The sequence below is a fragment of the Candidatus Darwinibacter acetoxidans genome (genome assembly GCF_041936445.1).
In the GTDB taxonomy this organism is placed as follows: domain Bacteria; phylum Bacillota; class Limnochordia; order Darwinibacteriales; family Darwinibacteriaceae; genus DTU010.
The window spans coordinates 19,263-34,973 of the sequence record NZ_JBHGXH010000045.1 but is presented as its reverse complement, the minus strand read 5'-3'; the positions used below and the strand labels follow the sequence as shown (position 1 = coordinate 34,973).

General features: G+C 59.0%; 14 protein-coding genes. 2 read left to right on the top strand and 12 right to left on the bottom strand.

Features of this window, described 5'->3' with window-relative positions:
- Nucleotides 1–14 precede the first annotated feature (14 nt).
- Genes miaA through miaB form a run of 4 tightly spaced genes read right to left on the bottom strand, consistent with a single transcriptional unit; the run spans nucleotide 15 to nucleotide 6,708 of the window.
- Nucleotides 15–947 (bottom strand): tRNA (adenosine(37)-N6)-dimethylallyltransferase MiaA, encoded by a 933-nt coding sequence (gene miaA / locus ACE4YL_RS01720; protein WP_461358869.1) that lies wholly within the window; start codon nucleotides 945–947, stop codon nucleotides 15–17.
- A gap of 10 nt (nucleotides 948–957) precedes the next feature.
- Nucleotides 958–2,757, bottom strand: coding sequence for a DNA mismatch repair endonuclease MutL (gene mutL, locus ACE4YL_RS01715; protein WP_461359886.1), 1,800 nt, complete (start codon nucleotides 2,755–2,757; stop codon nucleotides 958–960).
- Nucleotides 2,744–5,341: a DNA mismatch repair protein MutS gene (gene mutS / locus ACE4YL_RS01710; protein WP_461358499.1), complete on the bottom strand. Its 2,598-nt coding sequence runs from the start codon at nucleotides 5,339–5,341 to the stop codon at nucleotides 2,744–2,746. The genes mutL and mutS overlap by 14 nt, the downstream gene beginning before the upstream one ends.
- A gap of 32 nt (nucleotides 5,342–5,373) precedes the next feature.
- Nucleotides 5,374–6,708, bottom strand: coding sequence for a tRNA (N6-isopentenyl adenosine(37)-C2)-methylthiotransferase MiaB (gene miaB, locus ACE4YL_RS01705; protein ID WP_461358500.1), 1,335 nt, complete (start codon nucleotides 6,706–6,708; stop codon nucleotides 5,374–5,376).
- Nucleotides 6,709–6,834: 126 nt separating this feature from the next.
- On the opposite strand from miaB, the gene ACE4YL_RS01700 reads away from it, so the two are divergent.
- Nucleotides 6,835–7,527 carry a DUF421 domain-containing protein gene (locus ACE4YL_RS01700; protein WP_461358501.1) on the top strand — a complete coding sequence of 231 codons (693 nt, stop codon included), beginning with the start codon at nucleotides 6,835–6,837 and terminating at the stop codon, nucleotides 7,525–7,527.
- 9 nt (nucleotides 7,528–7,536) lie between these two features.
- Nucleotides 7,537–7,917, top strand: a complete 381-nt coding sequence (locus tag ACE4YL_RS01695; RefSeq protein ID WP_461358502.1) for a DUF4363 family protein — start codon at nucleotides 7,537–7,539, stop codon at nucleotides 7,915–7,917.
- Here the strand turns inward: ACE4YL_RS01695 and ACE4YL_RS01690 are convergent.
- The 8 genes from ACE4YL_RS01690 to ACE4YL_RS01655 are packed head-to-tail and all read right to left on the bottom strand — an operon-like array spanning nucleotide 7,914 to nucleotide 15,704.
- On the bottom strand, nucleotides 7,914–8,435 hold the full coding sequence (locus ACE4YL_RS01690; RefSeq protein WP_461358503.1) for a Gx transporter family protein: 522 nt from the start codon (nucleotides 8,433–8,435) through the stop codon (nucleotides 7,914–7,916). The two genes, ACE4YL_RS01695 and ACE4YL_RS01690, sit on opposite strands and share 4 nt — an antisense overlap.
- A gap of 14 nt (nucleotides 8,436–8,449) precedes the next feature.
- A complete protein-coding gene (locus ACE4YL_RS01685) occupies nucleotides 8,450–10,423 on the bottom strand; it encodes a DUF342 domain-containing protein (protein ID WP_461358504.1) in 1,974 nt (657 codons plus the stop codon).
- Nucleotides 10,424–10,437: 14 nt separating this feature from the next.
- Entirely contained in the window at nucleotides 10,438–11,208 is a 771-nt protein-coding gene (locus ACE4YL_RS01680; RefSeq protein ID WP_461358505.1) for a CheR family methyltransferase, read from the bottom strand.
- A gap of 12 nt (nucleotides 11,209–11,220) precedes the next feature.
- Complete coding sequence (locus tag ACE4YL_RS01675; RefSeq protein WP_461358506.1) at nucleotides 11,221–12,267, bottom strand: protein-glutamate methylesterase/protein-glutamine glutaminase; 1,047 nt, start codon at nucleotides 12,265–12,267, stop codon at nucleotides 11,221–11,223.
- 10 nt (nucleotides 12,268–12,277) lie between these two features.
- The gene (locus ACE4YL_RS01670) at nucleotides 12,278–12,757 is read right to left on the bottom strand and encodes a chemotaxis protein CheD (protein ID WP_461358507.1); all 480 of its coding nucleotides are present in this window, start codon (nucleotides 12,755–12,757) and stop codon (nucleotides 12,278–12,280) included.
- Complete coding sequence (locus ACE4YL_RS01665) at nucleotides 12,754–13,350, bottom strand: chemotaxis protein CheC (RefSeq protein WP_461358508.1); 597 nt, start codon at nucleotides 13,348–13,350, stop codon at nucleotides 12,754–12,756. The genes ACE4YL_RS01670 and ACE4YL_RS01665 overlap by 4 nt, the downstream gene beginning before the upstream one ends.
- 12 nt (nucleotides 13,351–13,362) lie before the next feature.
- A complete protein-coding gene (locus ACE4YL_RS01660; RefSeq protein WP_461358509.1) occupies nucleotides 13,363–13,725 on the bottom strand; it encodes a response regulator in 363 nt (120 codons plus the stop codon).
- Between the two features lie 11 nt (nucleotides 13,726–13,736).
- Nucleotides 13,737–15,704: a chemotaxis protein CheW gene (locus ACE4YL_RS01655; RefSeq protein ID WP_461358510.1), complete on the bottom strand. Its 1,968-nt coding sequence runs from the start codon at nucleotides 15,702–15,704 to the stop codon at nucleotides 13,737–13,739.
- Nucleotides 15,705–15,711 lie beyond the last annotated feature (7 nt).

The following is a 15,711-nucleotide window of genomic DNA, read 5'->3' as shown; positions in this document are numbered from 1 at the left end:
GGGGGCGGAAGGTGTCATGGGGAAAACTCTCGCCAGAGATCGCGGATGGTTTCCAGCACGGCGGCATCGCTAAGTCCCGTGCGGTTCAGCCAGTGGATGCGCTTGTTGCGCCTAAACCAGGAAAGCTGCCGCTTGGCGTAGCGGCGGGTATCCCGCTTGAGCAGCTCCACCGCCTCCTCCAGGGACATCTCTCCCCGCAAATACATGGCGATTTCCTTGTAGCCCAGGGCCTGCAGCGCCGTGGGCTGGCTGGGGTATTTCTCCAAAAGACCCGCCACTTCTTCTACCAAACCCTGCTCCAGCATGAGGTCCACTCGCCGGTTGATCCGCTCATAGAGCTCCTGCCGCTCTCGGGTCAAGCCCACATAAAGGGGGTCGTAGGGACGCTTCTGCTGCTCCCGTTTCTGCTGAAGGAGACTGATGGGCTCTCCCGTACGCCGGTAGACCTCCAGGGCGCGGATGATGCGCCGGAGGTCATTGGGGTGCAGGCGCTGGGCGCTGACGGGGTCCACCCGCTGCAGCTCCCGGTGGAGACTTTGGGGGTCCCGTTCAGCCTGCTCCTCCAGCTCTTGGCGGATTTTGGGATCGGCTGGGGCATCGGGAAACAAAAACCCCTGCAGCAGCGCATCTACGTAAAGGCCCGTTCCCCCGGTGAGCAGAGGCGTTGTCCCCTGGGCCTTTAGCTCACTGAGGACCTGCTCCGCCAGGTCCACATAGTCCGCCACGTTAAAGCTTTCATCGGGGTCCACCACGTCCAACAGGTGGTGGGGCACCCTGCGGCGCTCTGCAGGGGTGGGTTTGGCGGTACCGATATCCATACCCCTGTAGACCTGCATGGAATCGGCGGAGATGATCTCTGCCTTAAACTCCTCTGCCAAAAGCAGGCTGAGCTCCGTTTTGCCCACGGCGGTTGGTCCGATGAGCACCAGGATTTTCTGCTTTTCCACCTCATCCCTCCTACAGGCGGCCGAAGCGTCTGAGCAGCTCTTCCGTTTCCAGGCGCACAATGATGGGGCGTCCATGGGGACAGGTAAAGGGGTTTTCAGACTGGGCCAATCCGTCCACAAGTGCCCTCATCTCCCGCTCCTCCAGGTACTGTCCGGCTTTGACCGCACCTTTGCACGCCAGGGTGATCAGGGCTTCTTCCTTGCTGCCCGTGGTTTTCCCGGCGTTCTGCGCGATCTCCAAAATCTCTTCCTTCCAGCTTCCAGCGCTGTGGGCGAGGAAGCTGGGCACGGCCCGCAGGATGAAGCTGCTGCCTCCGAAAGGTTCCAGTTCCACCCCGAACTCGGCCAAAAGCTCCAAAGACTCTGCCACCAGGAGCGCCTCGCTGGGGGTAAACTCGAGGTGCAGGGGCAGGATCTCCTGCACCTGGATGGCCGACTGCTCCCAGGCCCGGCGGAACTTATCCACTAAGATCCTTTCGTGGACGATATGCTGGTCCAAAATCCACAGCCCCTGGGGCGTTTCCAGGAGGATATACGTTTGGTGCAGCTGGCCGATGATCCGTCCGCTCCGCAGCATGGCGCGCACATCATCAAGACTACCTGCTGTATAATCCCCAACCGCCGTCTCTTTTACGCCGGCGGCTGCCTCTCGCCCTTGGTCAGCGCCCCCTTCTGCCCCCCGAACCCTTGGTTTGTGCTTGCGGAGCACCTGATCCATAAACTCCCAGGTCTCCGGCTGCCAGCGCAGCATGGCCTGGACCGCTGGCTTGGCAGTCCTGGGTGGAGCGGAGGCGTTTTGGGGCTTAGTGAGCTTGGGTGCGATGTTTCTTCCCGCCAGCCCAGCCCGGACCGCCTGAAGGGTTTCGTTGAAAATGGCCTGTTCGTCGGCGAAGCGCACCTCCAGTTTAGCCGGGTGCACATTGCAGTCCACCAGTTCCGGTTGGATCTCCACCACCAGCACCGCCCAGGGGAAGGTGCGCTTAGGCAGAAGCCCTTCGTAGGCCTTCTCCAGGGCAGCCCGCAGGGTCCTGTTTTCAATCACCCGCCCATTGACGATGAATACCTGGCCGCTGCGGTTGCCCTTGGCCAGCTGCGGTGTCCCGAGATAGCCTTGAATCCGGCCCCAGGCGGTGGTGGTTGACAACTTAAGCAGCTGGGGTTCTACGTTTTTGCCCTCCACCAGGAGGATGCTGTCCAGGAGGCGGCCGCTGCCGGGGGTGACCAAGCTGGTCTTGCCCTCCACCACCAGGCGAAAAGAGATGTGGGGATGGGCCAGGGCCAGCCTGCTGGCGAGCTCCACCACCCTTCTGCGCTCGGCCGTGGGGGATTTCACGAATTTCAGCCTGGCGGGGACGTTGTAGAACAAATCCCGCACTTCCACGGTGGTACCCGGGGGCGTTCCCACCGGCTCCACTTGGTATTCTCCGTTGACGTTGAGGATCTTGTAACCCGTTTTCTGCTCCGGCGGCCGGCTGTATAAAGTCAACTTAGAAACGCTGGCGATGCTGGGTAAAGCCTCACCCCGGAAACCTAAGGTGTACAGGGCGAAAAGATCATCCACTTCAGAGATCTTGCTGGTGGCATGGGCTTCAAAGGCCAGTCGCAGGTCATCTCGGGCAATGCCCGATCCGTTATCCTGCACCCGGATCAGCTCCATACCGCCGTTTCTGATCTCAATGGTGATCTGGGTAGCCGCGGCGTCGATGGAGTTTTCCACCAGTTCCTTAACCACCGAAGCGGGCCGCTCGATCACCTCCCCCGCGGCAATCTTCTGGGCGACTTCGGGGGGCAGGATCTTAATCTGAGCCATTTTGTTCACCGCCCCTCTTTTGACGCAGTCTGTCCTGCCAGACCACCAGTTTCTGCAGCGCTTCCAGGGGTGTGATGCTGTTCAGATCGAGGTCTAAGAGCTCCCCTTCCACTTCGCTGGGGGCTAAATCTTCACTGACCGCCGTCTCTAGAGTTGATGTATCGTAGTCTAAGGTCTTGAACAGATCCAGCTGGAGGGGACCGCTGCCCCTGGTTTCCAGCTCTTCCAGGAGCTCCATGGACCTTTTGATCACCGCAAGAGGCACTCCCGCCATACGGGCCACGTTAATGCCGTAGCTGCGGTCGGTGCTGCCGGGGGCCACCCGGTGCAGGAAGAAGATCTCCCCTCCCCTTTCTTCCACCTCCATGCGGTAACTGCGCAGCCGCTTGAGGGAGTATTCCAGCTTAGTCAGTTCATGGAAGTGGGTGGAAAACAGGGTGCGGGCCCTGACCTTGTCGTGGATGTACTCGATCACCGCCTGGGCGATGGCCATGCCGTCAAAGGTGCTGGTGCCCCTACCCAGCTCGTCCAGGACGATCAGGGAGCGGCGCGTGGCATTGAGCAGGAGTTCTGCCGTTTCGATCATCTCCACCATAAAGGTGCTCTGGCCCGTACTGAGATCATCGCTGGCACCGATGCGGGTGAAGATGCGGTCCACCAGTCCAATCTCCCCGTAATCCGCGGGGATGAAGCTGCCCATCTGGGCCATAATTACGATCAAGGCCACCTGCCTGAGGTAGGTGCTTTTCCCGGCCATGTTGGGTCCGGTGAGCAGGATCACCTGCTGCTTGTCATCAAAACAGACATCGTTGGGCACAAAGCTCCGCTCAACCGCTTCGATCACCGGATGGCGCCCGCCGCGGATGTCCATGGTTGGCCCTTGGGTCATGCGGGGCCGCACGTAGTTGTGGCGTACCGCCGCGGTGGCCAGGCTCTGGAACACATCCAGGTTGGCCAGGATGCGGGCGTTTTCCTGGATGGCCTCCACGTGCTGGAGAACCTGTTCCCGGATGGCCAAAAAGAGCTCGTACTCCAGCTCCTTAATGCGCTCATCCGCGCCCAGAACCAGCGCCTCCTGTTCCTTGAGCTCGGGGGTGATGTAGCGTTCGGCGTTGGCCAGGGTCTGCTTGCGCTGGTAATCCTCGGGCACTAAATGGGCGTTGGGATTGGTCACTTCGATGTAATAGCCAAAGACGCGGTTAAAGCCCACCTTAAGCGATTTGATCCCGGTGCGCTCCCGTTCCGCCGCTTCCAGATTCTTGATCCACTCCCGGCCGCTGCTGCGGGCCTGGCGCAGCTTGTCCAGCTCCGGGCTGTAGCCTTCCTTGATTAGGTTGCCGTCCCTGAGGGTGATGGGGGGTTCATCTACGATGGCGGAGTCCACCAGCTGCACAAAATCGGTGAGGGGATTCAGCCCTTGCACCAGCTCCCTCAGGAGCGGGGTCTGGACCTCGGCAAAAAGCTGGCTGATGGCGGGGATTTTACCCAAGGAGGCAGCCAGGGCCCGTAGGTCCCGCGCGTTCCCCCGGCCGGTCACCAGCTTGCTCAAAAGGCGCTCCAGGTCGTATACCTCGTCCAGGAGCTGGCCCAGCTCCAGACGGAGCGCGGTCTGTTCCACCAGAGTCTCCACCGCAGCGTGCCTGGCTTCGATTATCTCCAGATCCACCAGGGGTTTTTCCAGGTAGCTTTTGAGCAGCCTGGCCCCCATGCTGGTTACTGTGTAATCTAAAACCCCCAGGAGGGAGCCGGTTTTCTTCCCTTCCCTGATGGTTTGGGTAAGCTCCAAATTGCGGCTGCTGTGGCCGTCGATCTGCAGGAACTCCTCCAGCTTGTAGCTGGCCACGGCGCGAATGTGGCTCAAAACGCCCCGCTGGGTATCCTGCACATACTTAAGGGCCAGGCCCGCGGCGAGGATCTCCGGGGCGTTCCTCAGGCCAAAAACGGTCAGGGAGCTGACCTGGAAGTGCCTGAGCAGGGTCTCGCTGGCCCGGGCCAGCCCCGGGGCATCTTCCACCACACTGATCACTGCCCCGGAAGAAGCGGCCAGGGCCTCCACGGCCTCCTTTTGGGGAAAATCGGGAGTCAAGAGGATCTCCGCGGGCTTGAGGCGCCTCAGCTCATCGCTGAGCTGCAGGAAGCTGTCGGTGGAAACGGTCATGAACTGGCCCGTGGACATGTCCAGGGAAGCCAGACCCCAGCTTTCCCCTGCGCTGCCCAGGGCCACCAGGAACTGGTTTTCTGCCCCGTCCAGGTTCCCTTCGATGAAGGTGCCGGGGGTAACCACTCGGATCACATCCCGCTTGACAACACCCTTGGCCTGCCGGGGATCCTCCAGCTGCTCGCAGATGGCCACCTTGTAACCGCTGCGCACCAGTTTTTCCAGATACCCCTCGGCCGCATGATAGGGAACCCCGCACATGGGAATCCGGCCCTGAGGACCGGCTTCCCTGGAGGTGAGGGCGATCTCCAGGATCTTGGAGGCCAGCTTGGCATCTTCACCAAACATCTCGTAAAAATCGCCCAGGCGGAAAAAGACGATGCTGTCTGGGTACTGCTTTTTGATCCCGTAGTACTGCTGCATCATGGGGGTCAATTTCAGGGCGAATCACCTCCCAATTACGCCTGGGGCTGCACAACCCTTCCCCGCAGCGTCCAGGTACCCGCTTCAGTTATCTCCACCGTAACTAGTTCGCCCATAAGCTCCTGGGATCCTGCGAAATGGACCTGGCGGTTGGTGCGGGTGCGCCCCACTAGGCCCTGGCCATCGGTGCCTTCCACCAACACTTCCTGCTTTGTACCCACGAGCCCTTGGATGTGTTCGGCGCTGATCTTGTTCTGCAGCTCGATGAGGCGGTAAATCCGTTCCTTTTTCACCTCTTCCGGGACCTGGTCGGCAAAGCGGGCCGCGGGCGTCCCTTCCCTAGGTGAATAGATGAAGGTAAAGGCGGAATCAAACCGCACCTCTTCCACCAGGCTCAAGGTTTCCTGGAAATCCCCTTCCGTCTCTCCGGGGAAGCCCACGATGATATCGGTGGTCAGGGCGATCTCCGGCACCGCCTGGCGCACTTTTTGCACCAGGTCCAGGTACTGTTCCCGGGTGTAGCCCCGGTTCATGCGGCGCAGCACCCGGCTGCTGCCGGCCTGCACCGGCAGGTGGAGGTGTTCGCAGACCTTGTCCAGCCCGGCCAGGGCGTCGATGAGGTCGGGCCCCAGATCCCGGGGGTGGCTGGTGGTAAAGCGGATCCTAGCCAAACCCTCTATGGCGTTAAGCTCCGTCAGGAGCTGGCTGAAGGAGGTGTCGATGGAAAGGTCCTTCCCGTAGGCGTTCACATTCTGCCCCAGGAGGGTCACTTCTTTGTAGCCTGCCTCCACCAGCCCCTCCACTTCCGTAAGGATGGACTCAGGCAGCCGGCTGTGCTCCTTGCCCCTGACGTAGGGGACGATGCAGTAGGTGCAGAAGTTGGTGCAGCCGTAGATAATATTGACAAAGGCCTTTAGCCTGTGGCTGCGCTCCACGGGGAGGTTTTCCCGGAAGTCCTGCCCCTCCTCTTCATAGGGGGCCTCATCCCACACTTCCACCACCCGCTCTCCCCCTTCGGCCCGGGCCAAAAGCTCCGGCAGCCGGTGGATGTTGTGGGTGCCGAAAATGAGGTCCACATGGGGCAGCTCCCGCAGGATGTTCTGCCGTTCCTCCTTCTGCTGGGTCATGCAGCCGCAGATCCCGATGAGCAGATGGGGCTTGGCCTCCTTCAGGCGCTTGTAGCCGGCCATGTGTCCGTAGACCTTCCGCTCGGGGTTTTCCCGCACGCAGCAGGTGTTGTAGAGTATCAAATCGGCCTCTTCCACCTCTTCCGTTTCTGCATAGCCCAGGGAGAGCAAAAGGCCTCTGATCACTTCTGAGTCGTGGTCGTTCATTTGACAACCCATGGTCTTAAGGAAAAACTTCTTCATAGTCAGGTACTCCTTTGGATATGGTAAGTGCCCTCCTAATTATACTATGCCTCACCCTGCTTGACCAGAGCCCCCTCGGTATGCTTTGCAGAGCCCTGGGCATAATGATCTCGAGGGAGGGTTGCCATGCTCATCACCTTAGCCCGCACTCTGTTCCTCTATACCCTCGTGATGGTCACCATGCGCCTCATGGGCAAAAGGCAGATCGCACAGCTGGAACCTTTTGAACTGGTTATTGCCATCATGATCGCGGAGCTGGCGGTCATTCCCATGCAGGACCGGGATATACCCTTGATCAACGGCGTCATCGCCATTATAACCCTGCTGTTTGTGCAGGTGAGCTTCAGCGTGCTCAGTTTGAAGTTTTTGTGGTTCCGGTCGGTTTTGGATGGGCGCTACAGCGTGATTATCGCCAACGGAGTAATCCAGGAAGCGGAGATGCGCAAAGCCCGCTACAACTTGGACGAGCTCTTGGAACAGCTGCGCCTCAATTCCGTGTTCAACCTGGAGGATGTGGAGTTCGCGGTTTTGGAAACCAGTGGCGATCTCAGCGTGCTGCTCAAATCCCAGGCCAGACCCGTAACCCCAAAGGATCTGCAGCTCGAAACCGGGTATGAAGGACTTCCCCTGGTCTTGATCCTCGACGGCAAGGTCATGCATGGCGAGCTGGAAAAGGCCCAGCTCGGCGAAGGGTGGCTCCGCACTGAGCTGGAAAAGCGCGGGGTGAAGGACCCCGGGGAAGTCCTAATTGCCACGCTAAGTACCACGGGACGGCTCTTTGTGCAGCTGAAAGAGGCTGTCCGGCGTCAAAGGCGGTGAGGAAAAACCGTGAAGCTTTGGGCTGTCATGTTCCTGGTTATGGTTCTCATAGTGGCGGGCGGGCTTTACTTGGAGAACACCATCCTAAAAACCACCGATCAGATCTCCCGCTCCCTAAACACCATCCAGGAAGCGGTGAGAAACGACCAGTGGTCAGATGCCCTTGAGCTGGCGGATCGGCTGGATAAGAGCTGGTCCAGGTACAAGACGGTCTGGGATCCCTTTATCCACAACCACGATCTGGAGACCATCACCATCCACCTAGCCAGGCTCAAGACTTTTCTGGAGACGGCCGACAGGGGCCACGCTTTGGCTGAACTGACCAATATCGAAATTCAACTGCTGCAGCTGCGGCAGCAGGAGGTGCTCAGCCTGCAAAACGTGCTTTAGCCCCGGCCGAAGGAGTAGTACTTGTGCACCTGGCCCGTGACCAGACCCACAAAGGCCCCCGTGGGCAGGGCAAAAAAGAGCATGTAGGGGAGATAAGCAAAAATGCCCACGGTCTCAATGACCACAGAGGCCACCAGCAGCTGGGCTACATTGTGGGTGACCGCGCCCACTAGGCTAATGCCCAGCAGGCTGAAAAACGTGGAGCCGAACTTGTACACCAGCCCCATAACAATGGCACTGGCCAGTCCACCCGCGAAACTGAAGAAGAAGGTTACCGTCATAAAGGTTCCGGCCAAAAGCGACCCTAAAGTGGTGCGCAGGATGGAGACGACCACGGCGTCCCGTATACCGAAATTGACCACCACATAGAGGGTGATAATATTGGCCAGCCCCAGTTTGAAGCCGGGGACAATTAGGTCCGTTGGCATGGGAATAAGTCCTTCGAAGATGTGTAGGGCCATGGCCAGGCCCGTTGCCAGGCCCAGGTAGACCAGGCGGCGCGTTTGTGAATAGCCCACTGAGTGCTGCTCCTTTAACCGTGGATTTTGTGCGAACCGCTGTAGACCGTAAGGTTGCCCTCGTGCAGAAATGCTTTCACCTGCGATGCGGTCTCGTCGAACTTGTAGGACTGCTGGCCGATGCACACCACCACATTGGGATGAACGAGGCTAGCGGTGATCCGCCCGCCCTTGAGCAGGGTCACCTTGGTGACGATGCCTGTGGGACCGCCGAACTCCCTGGCTGTGATCGTGCCCGTTTCCACCGTCACCTGACCGCCGCGGAATATGCCGCTGGGAGCTGCAAAACCCCGGCCCGCGAGAACTGTGGAATAGAAGCAGCCCTGTCCTGTGACGGTCACCGTGCCCGAAGCCTCCACCCTGCTGTTCTGAAGATAATGCACCCGGGCGTTGGCTTCCGAAACACCCAGCTCTTCAATTCTGGCCATACTCTGCAGCACAAGCCGGTGGTACTTTTTCAGCTCATCCAGGCCGCCCGCGAACAGAGTACTTGTTCTAAACAGGGCCGGATCGAGGAGATCTAAGAGGGAATCCTCCCCCGCCTCGGCCGTTTCTTCTTTAGTCTTCTCCTTTTGGGCCTGCTGGAAACCGGCCAGATCCTTGAGGAGTCTGGGCAGGTCGGAAAACTTTAGTTCCACCAGATGCTTCACTAGATTTTCAAAGGAGATGTGCTCAGCCTGGGCGGCCACTGATTGGGCAGCGGTGATCAGGCCCTCCAAGCGTTCAAAGATCTTCTCCAGGAGATTGAGCAGCTGCATCCTGGCCACCGAGGCTGCCCCCGCATACAGCTGAGAACGGACCACATTGCGCAGCACGGTGATGGAGCCCATGGTGCGCAAGGTCGCTCCGCTCACCAGTCCGTGCACCACGATGGAGCCCGTTTTGGACTGGACCCTGACGTTTTCCAGAACGCTGCCCTTGATGATGATGTCGCCTTCCATGGTGATGTTGCCGGTGGAGACATCGGCGTCACCGGAAAGCTCAAATACCTCTTTAACCCGGATCACTCCGCCCTGCAGATAGGCCAGGCCGGAAACGGCGGCGATGGCCTGCAGCCCATCTTCGCTGAGCATCGCGCCTTCCCCCACCTTGAGCTGGACGTCCTGGATGGGCCTAGCGGGGATGATTTCCCCGTACACATTCCTGCCCGGTTTCCCCGGCTCACCGGGATCCTTAACCGCCAGAACGGCGCCCTTGGGCACGCCTTCGGTGCCGTGCAGCTCGTAGTGGTCAACGCGGATGGCCTCCAGATCCACCTCCGGCGGTTCATCTTGAAACACGTATTTGATGGAGGCATCCCGGCCCGGTGTAGGTGGGGTGCCCACCGCCAGATCAAAAACGCCCCGCTGGGCCTGGAGGAGTTCCGGCGTGAGTTCACTGAGGCGCAGCCCGTGCTGAAGACCTGCGGCCACCGCGATCTCCCGTACTGCCTCTACCGATAAAGCCGGCGCTGCCACCTGCTCCTTCAGTACCTGCAGGCGCAGGCGGCTGCGGGGAGATTGATCCGCCAAGCGGTGCCTAAGGCCCGGTGTGCGCTCCCAGATGAGCTGGGCCTTGGTTTTGGTTTCGTCAACTATTATATCATAATGCAGCTGCGGCTCGCTGTCTGCGGGCAGGATAATCTCCAGGGGCTCCAAACCCTCCGTAAGCAGCACTTCCTTCTCCACCTGTTCGCCCCGGTAGAAGACCTCCACGTCCGGGCCCAACTCGATCACCGGGGGTGCCCCGCCCGGGGGCGGCGCTTGGTACTGGAGCTTGCCGTCAACGACGGCCACAGTTCCCACGCCTGGGGCGGATGTGGGCTTTGTGTCCTTGAGGGTTAGGCGTACCTGGGCAGGCTGGGCTTTCCGCCGCAGCAGGCCCCGCCTTGCCGGCTCCTGCAGGATTTCCACTTCAACCTGGTCCCTGGCCGCGCCAAGTTCAGCCAAGGCAGCAGCGATGGCTTCTTCGATGGTTTTTCCTTCGCCCAGGGCCTGTCGTTTTGTCACTTACCTGCCCCCCCTTACGCTGGTTTTCGGTAAATGCAGTAGCTGACCCGCTCCAGTCCGAAGCTGGCGGGATCCATGATCTGTTCCGCAGAACCCACGATAAAATAGCCGCCGGGATTGAGGGACTGGACAAAGCTCGTGATCAAGCGCTTTTGGGTAGTACTGGTGAAGTAGATGAAGACGTTGCGGCAGAGGATCAAGTCGAAATTCCTCTCATAGGGGTCTTTCAGCAGGTCATGCTGCTTAAAGACCACCATGCCTTTGATGCTGTCGGCAATAGCCCAATTCCCGTTTTCCAGCTGGGTGAAATACTTGTTGAGGTACTTAGGGTCCAGACCGTCCACCTGACTGGGCAGGTAGATGCCTGCTTTGGCCTTTTGCAGCACCGCTTCGTCCAGGTCGGTGGCCAAAAGCAAACTGGGTGTGTAGCGGCCTTCCCTGAGGAGCATGGCGATGGAGTAGACCTCGGCGCCAATGGACGCCCCGGCGCTCCAGATGCGGGGGCGGCGCAATTTGCCGATCGCGGGCAGGACCACCTCCTCAATAACATCGAAAACCCGCTGATCCCGGAAGAAACTGCTGGTGTTGATGGTCAGGTATTCGATGAACTTCTCCCTGTGCGCCCGATCTGTAGTCAGGGTTGCAATCAGGGCATCGTAGGAGGCCAGTTTATGCCGGTCCAGCCACTGGTTGATCCGGCGCCGCATCTGCTGTTCTTTATACGCCGTAAGATCGATGCCCAAGGTCCTGTCGATATCCTTTTGCAGCTTCGCATAATCCCTCATAGACGACTCACCCTATCCTAAGGCAGCAACCAAGTCTGTGATCACGCCGCCGATTCTCTCCAGAGGAAGAATGTAATCGGCATTGCCTTCATCGGCAACAGCCTTGGGCATGCTGTAGATGACGGAGGTGGCCCGGTCCTGGGCGATTGTGATACCTCCCGCCTCTTTGATCTTGGCCATGCCCCTGGCCCCATCCCGGCCCATTCCAGTGAGGATCACCCCGATGATGTTTTTCCCGTAGACGGCAGGCAGGCTTTCCATGGTCACATCAATGGCCGGCCGCAGGAACATCACCCGGTCTTCTTGGTTGAGCAGGACCCGGCGTTCCGGGGTGATCACCAGATGGTAATCCCCGGGAGCCACCAGCGCTTTACCGTTTTCCACCAGATCCCCTGTTTCGGCCTCCTTTACGGGGAAGGGAAACAGGGTGTTGAGCCGTTCAGCAAAGCTTTTCGTAAAGTCTTTGGGCATATGCTGCACCACCACAATGCCCGCGGGCAGGTTGGCGGGAATATGGGCGAATACCTCCTCAATGGCCTTGGGGCCGCCGGTGGATGAACCGATAACCACCACTTTGCTGGCTGCACCTGTGGGTGCCGGGGGCAGGGTGGGTAGGGGACGCTTAGGTGCCGCGGCGGGAACTCTCTTGGGCGCGGGCAGCTGGGCCAGGGCGGCACAGCGGATTTTGTCCACCAGTTCCTGGGCGATGCTGTGGAGATCCACCGCTCCCGGGCCCGCGGGTTTGGAAACAAAATCCACTGCACCCAGGGCCAAGGCCTGGATGGTTGTCTCTGAGCCTTGGCGGGTTCGGCTGGAAAGCATCACCACCGGAAGCGGCTTTTCGGCCATGATCCGCTTCAGCGTCTCCAGGCCATCCATCACCGGCATTTCCACATCCAGGGTGACCACATCCACCTGCAGCCGCTGCAGCTTTTTCAGGGCATCTTCCCCGTTGCGCGCATAGCCTGCCACTTCCAGATCTGGCTCTGCACTGATTATTTCCACGATCAGTTTGCGCATAAAGGCGCTGTCATCCACTACGAGAACCCGTATGGCCATGCTGTTCACCTCAAATCTGCACAGGCTCCTTGCCGATGGCTGTTACAGTCACTACTCCGTTGTCAACAAAAAAGCGCATTTTGCGCCCATGATTGCCTGCCACATCTTGGCCCACGATGGGAATTCCGTGCTGCGTGAGAAGCTCTGTCACTGCTTGAATATTCTGCTGTCCGATGCTGATGGTATTGAGGCTGAGGTTGGGAAAAAGATTGGCACCTCCGGCCAGCTTGGCTTGGAGCCTGCTTTTGCTGGCCCCCAGGCGGAGTGCCTCTTGAATCATGGCGGGAATACCAGTATCGGCGTATTTGCCCGGCGGCGCCCCTTGGTCATTGGATCTGCTGCGCGGGAGAAAAATATGGCCCATCACTCCAACCTTGACCTTGTGGTCATAGAGGGTTACGCCGATGCAGGAACCGAGACCAACAGTGGTGAGGATACCGTGATTCTTGGCGGAACTGATTTCTCCCATGTTGACAAAAACCTCTGTCATCCCAGATCCTCCAAACCAAACTGCCGGGCTATTTTCCTGAAGTCATCTTCATCAGGGAGAAAGATAATATGGCCTTCTATTTCCTCGCCTTCCGCCGAAAACTTGGTGCGAATCACCGTTACCTCGTTGGTCACCTCTGCTCCCGCCAAAATGCTTTCCCACACCGCACCGGCCATGTCAATAGCCAAGCCAGGGACACTGGGCATCATGAGCAAATTGGTCATCTTGGATAGGGCGTTGAGAAAGGAGGTCACCATGATATTGCCCAATTCCTGCAGGGCCGAGCGGCCCAGTTCATCGATTTCCTCTGTTTCCTGCCCGGTTAAGAGTCTAACCAGGAGCCGGGCAGTGTCCAAAGGGTGCAGGCAGGCCATGTAGCCCCGCACATCGCCTGAAATGACAACAAAGATGCCCACAACCACCTGTTCAAGCCCGCCCATGTAGTCGGCGGCTTCTGTAAAGGGCAGCATTTGGGCATCGGGAACTACCAGCTTAAACATGCGGCCCTGGAGCATCTGGGATAGGGCTATGGTGGCATGGCCAGTGCCGATGACCGCCAGTTCCCTCAGGAAATCCAGTTTCTGTTCGTTCACGGTCCTTCCCCCTTAGGCACCGATCTTGCGCAGGGACTCCACCACCCGTTCCGCATCAAAGGGTTTGACCAGAAAATCCTTGGCTCCGGCGCTCAGGGCCTCAATGACCATGGGTTTTTGCCCCATGGCACTGCAGACGATGATCTTGGCCTGGGGGTCGATTCTCATGATTTCTTTGATGGCGGTGATGCCGTCCATCTTGGGCATGGTGATGTCCATGGTCACCAGATCCGGCTGAAGTTCCCGATACAGAGCGATGGCCTCTTCCCCATCTGCTGCTTCGCCCACCACTTGGTAGCCGTTCTTTTCAATAACGTTTCGTAAAGTCATGCGCATGAAGGCGGTATCGTCAGCAATTAAAACCGTCTTGGCCATGTGCTCAACTCCTATCCGATTAGGGTGCTATTGTCAATGATCAGGGCTACTTGACCATTGCCCAGGATGGTGGCCCCGGCAATACCCCTGACATCACCGACAACACTGCTCAATGATTTTATGACAATCTCCTGCTGCCCGATGAGATCTTCCACGATGAATCCCGCTTTTTCGCCCTTGACCCAGACGATGATCACCGGTAGAGGACCGCTGCGGTCCACCGGTGTAAAGCCCAGGCACCCTGCGAGATCATAAAGGGGCAGTACCTCATCCCGGAGCATGATTACGTCATGCTGCTGGATGCTTTTGATCTGCTCCGGCTCGATTTGGATGTTTTCCCGTACGGCCTGGATGGGAATGGCCATGATCTCGCCATCCACCTTCACAAGCAGGGCCTTGATGATGGCCAAGGTCAGAGGCAGTTTGATGATGGTGCGTGTGAACTTTCCAGGTTCAGACTCGATATCAATGGTTCCGCTGAGGGATTCCACGGTGGTCTTCACTGCATCCAAGCCCACTCCCCGCCCAGAGAGGTCTGTAACCACCTCTGCGGTGCTGAAACCGGGGTGGAACAGGAAATGAACCGCCTCCTGCATGGAGATCTCCCCAGCATCGCTGGGCAAGAGCCCCAGGGCAGCGGCTTTTTCCCTAATGCGCTCCAGGTTCAAACCCTGCCCGTCATCGCTGATCTCAATCAGAATGTGGCTGCCTTCATGGCGGGCACTCAAGCGGATGGTGCCCACAGGAGACTTGCCTTGGGCAATGCGCTCCTCCCGGGGCTCGATCCCGTGGTCGATGGCGTTGCGGAGCAGATGCACCAGGGGATCCCCGATCTGGTTGACAATGGAGCGATCCAGCTCCGTGGTTTCGCCGGAGATCTCCAGGTGAATCTCTTTACCCCGGGCTTGGGCCAAGTCCCGGACCATGCGGGGGAAGCGGTCAAACACCTGTTTGATGGGGACCATCCGCAGGCTCATGGCCGCATACTGCAGTTCTGTGGTAATGCGGTCCAGCTGATCCAGGGCGCCCATGCGGTCCACCGCTTCGCCGCTCCGCACCATCTCCAGCACCTGGGTGCGGCTGATGACCAGCTCTCCCACTAAATTGATCAGCTTGTCCAAGCGCTCGGTTTCCACCCGCACCAGCGGTTCCTGCCGGGCAGTCCTGAGGGGAGTGGACGAAGCCGCCTGTTCCGCCGTGGCAGAGATCTCGCCTCCGCTCTGCTTGGCCGCTTCCCCGCCCTCAGTAGGGGAAAGCTCCTCCACCTGCGCGCTTTCTATTTCAGGAATGCCTTCAATAATCTCTTTGATCCGCTCGCCCGGTTCTTTCGTTAAGATTACCAGGGCAAACTGTCGGTCGAAATGCTCATCCTCCAGATCCTGGACGGACGGGTTGCTCTGCACAATGGCGGCCACCTGCTCCAGGGCCTGGAACACCGTGTAGACCCGCACAGACTTGAGGATGGTCTTGGGTTTGAGAACCACCGACACGGCGAAAGCGTGGTAACCTTGGGACACCCCCTGCTTGATGGTTTCCCGGTTGAACTCATTCAGCTCTGCCGTAAAGAACCTCTCCTCCCCCACCCCAGGTGCGGCCTGGCGGGGCGCGTTCACCAGCGCCCGCAGAGCTGCAATCTGCTCCCCGTATGGACTGAGCGGCTCCTCGCTGATGGTCTGTTCCAGGAGCAGCTCCAGGGTGTCCACCGCGGCAAACAGTACATTGATCACGTGGGTGGTGGGCTCAAGCTCACCTTCCCGCAGCAGGTCCAGGACGCTTTCCATTTCATGGGTGAACTCGGCCAGTTCCTCGTATCCCATGGTGCCCGCCATGCCCTTTAGACTGTGGGCGGCCCGGAACATCTCATCCACGGCGCTGTGGTCCTGAGGGTTCTTTTCCAAGTTGAGCAGGTCCTCATTGAGGGACTGCAGGTAATCCCGTGCTTCGGCAGCAAATACTTCTCTAAATGAACTCAAATCCATGGGCTTA

Excerpts from the sequence above, each read along its gene's own strand:
- mutL (WP_461359886.1), bottom strand. The coding sequence starts at position 2,757 with ATGGCTCAGATTAAGATCCTGCCCCCCGAAGTCGCCCAGAAGATTGCC.
- mutS (WP_461358499.1), bottom strand. The coding sequence starts at position 5,341 with ATGATGCAGCAGTACTACGGGATCAAAAAGCAGTACCCAGACAGCATC.
- miaB (WP_461358500.1), bottom strand. The coding sequence starts at position 6,708 with ATGAAGAAGTTTTTCCTTAAGACCATGGGTTGTCAAATGAACGACCAC.
- ACE4YL_RS01700 (WP_461358501.1), top strand. The coding sequence starts at position 6,835 with ATGCTCATCACCTTAGCCCGCACTCTGTTCCTCTATACCCTCGTGATG.
- ACE4YL_RS01680 (WP_461358505.1), bottom strand. The coding sequence starts at position 11,208 with ATGAGGGATTATGCGAAGCTGCAAAAGGATATCGACAGGACCTTGGGC.
- ACE4YL_RS01675 (WP_461358506.1), bottom strand. The coding sequence starts at position 12,267 with ATGGCCATACGGGTTCTCGTAGTGGATGACAGCGCCTTTATGCGCAAA.
- ACE4YL_RS01670 (WP_461358507.1), bottom strand. The coding sequence starts at position 12,757 with ATGACAGAGGTTTTTGTCAACATGGGAGAAATCAGTTCCGCCAAGAAT.
- ACE4YL_RS01660 (WP_461358509.1), bottom strand. The coding sequence starts at position 13,725 with ATGGCCAAGACGGTTTTAATTGCTGACGATACCGCCTTCATGCGCATG.
- ACE4YL_RS01655 (WP_461358510.1), bottom strand. The coding sequence starts at position 15,704 with ATGGATTTGAGTTCATTTAGAGAAGTATTTGCTGCCGAAGCACGGGAT.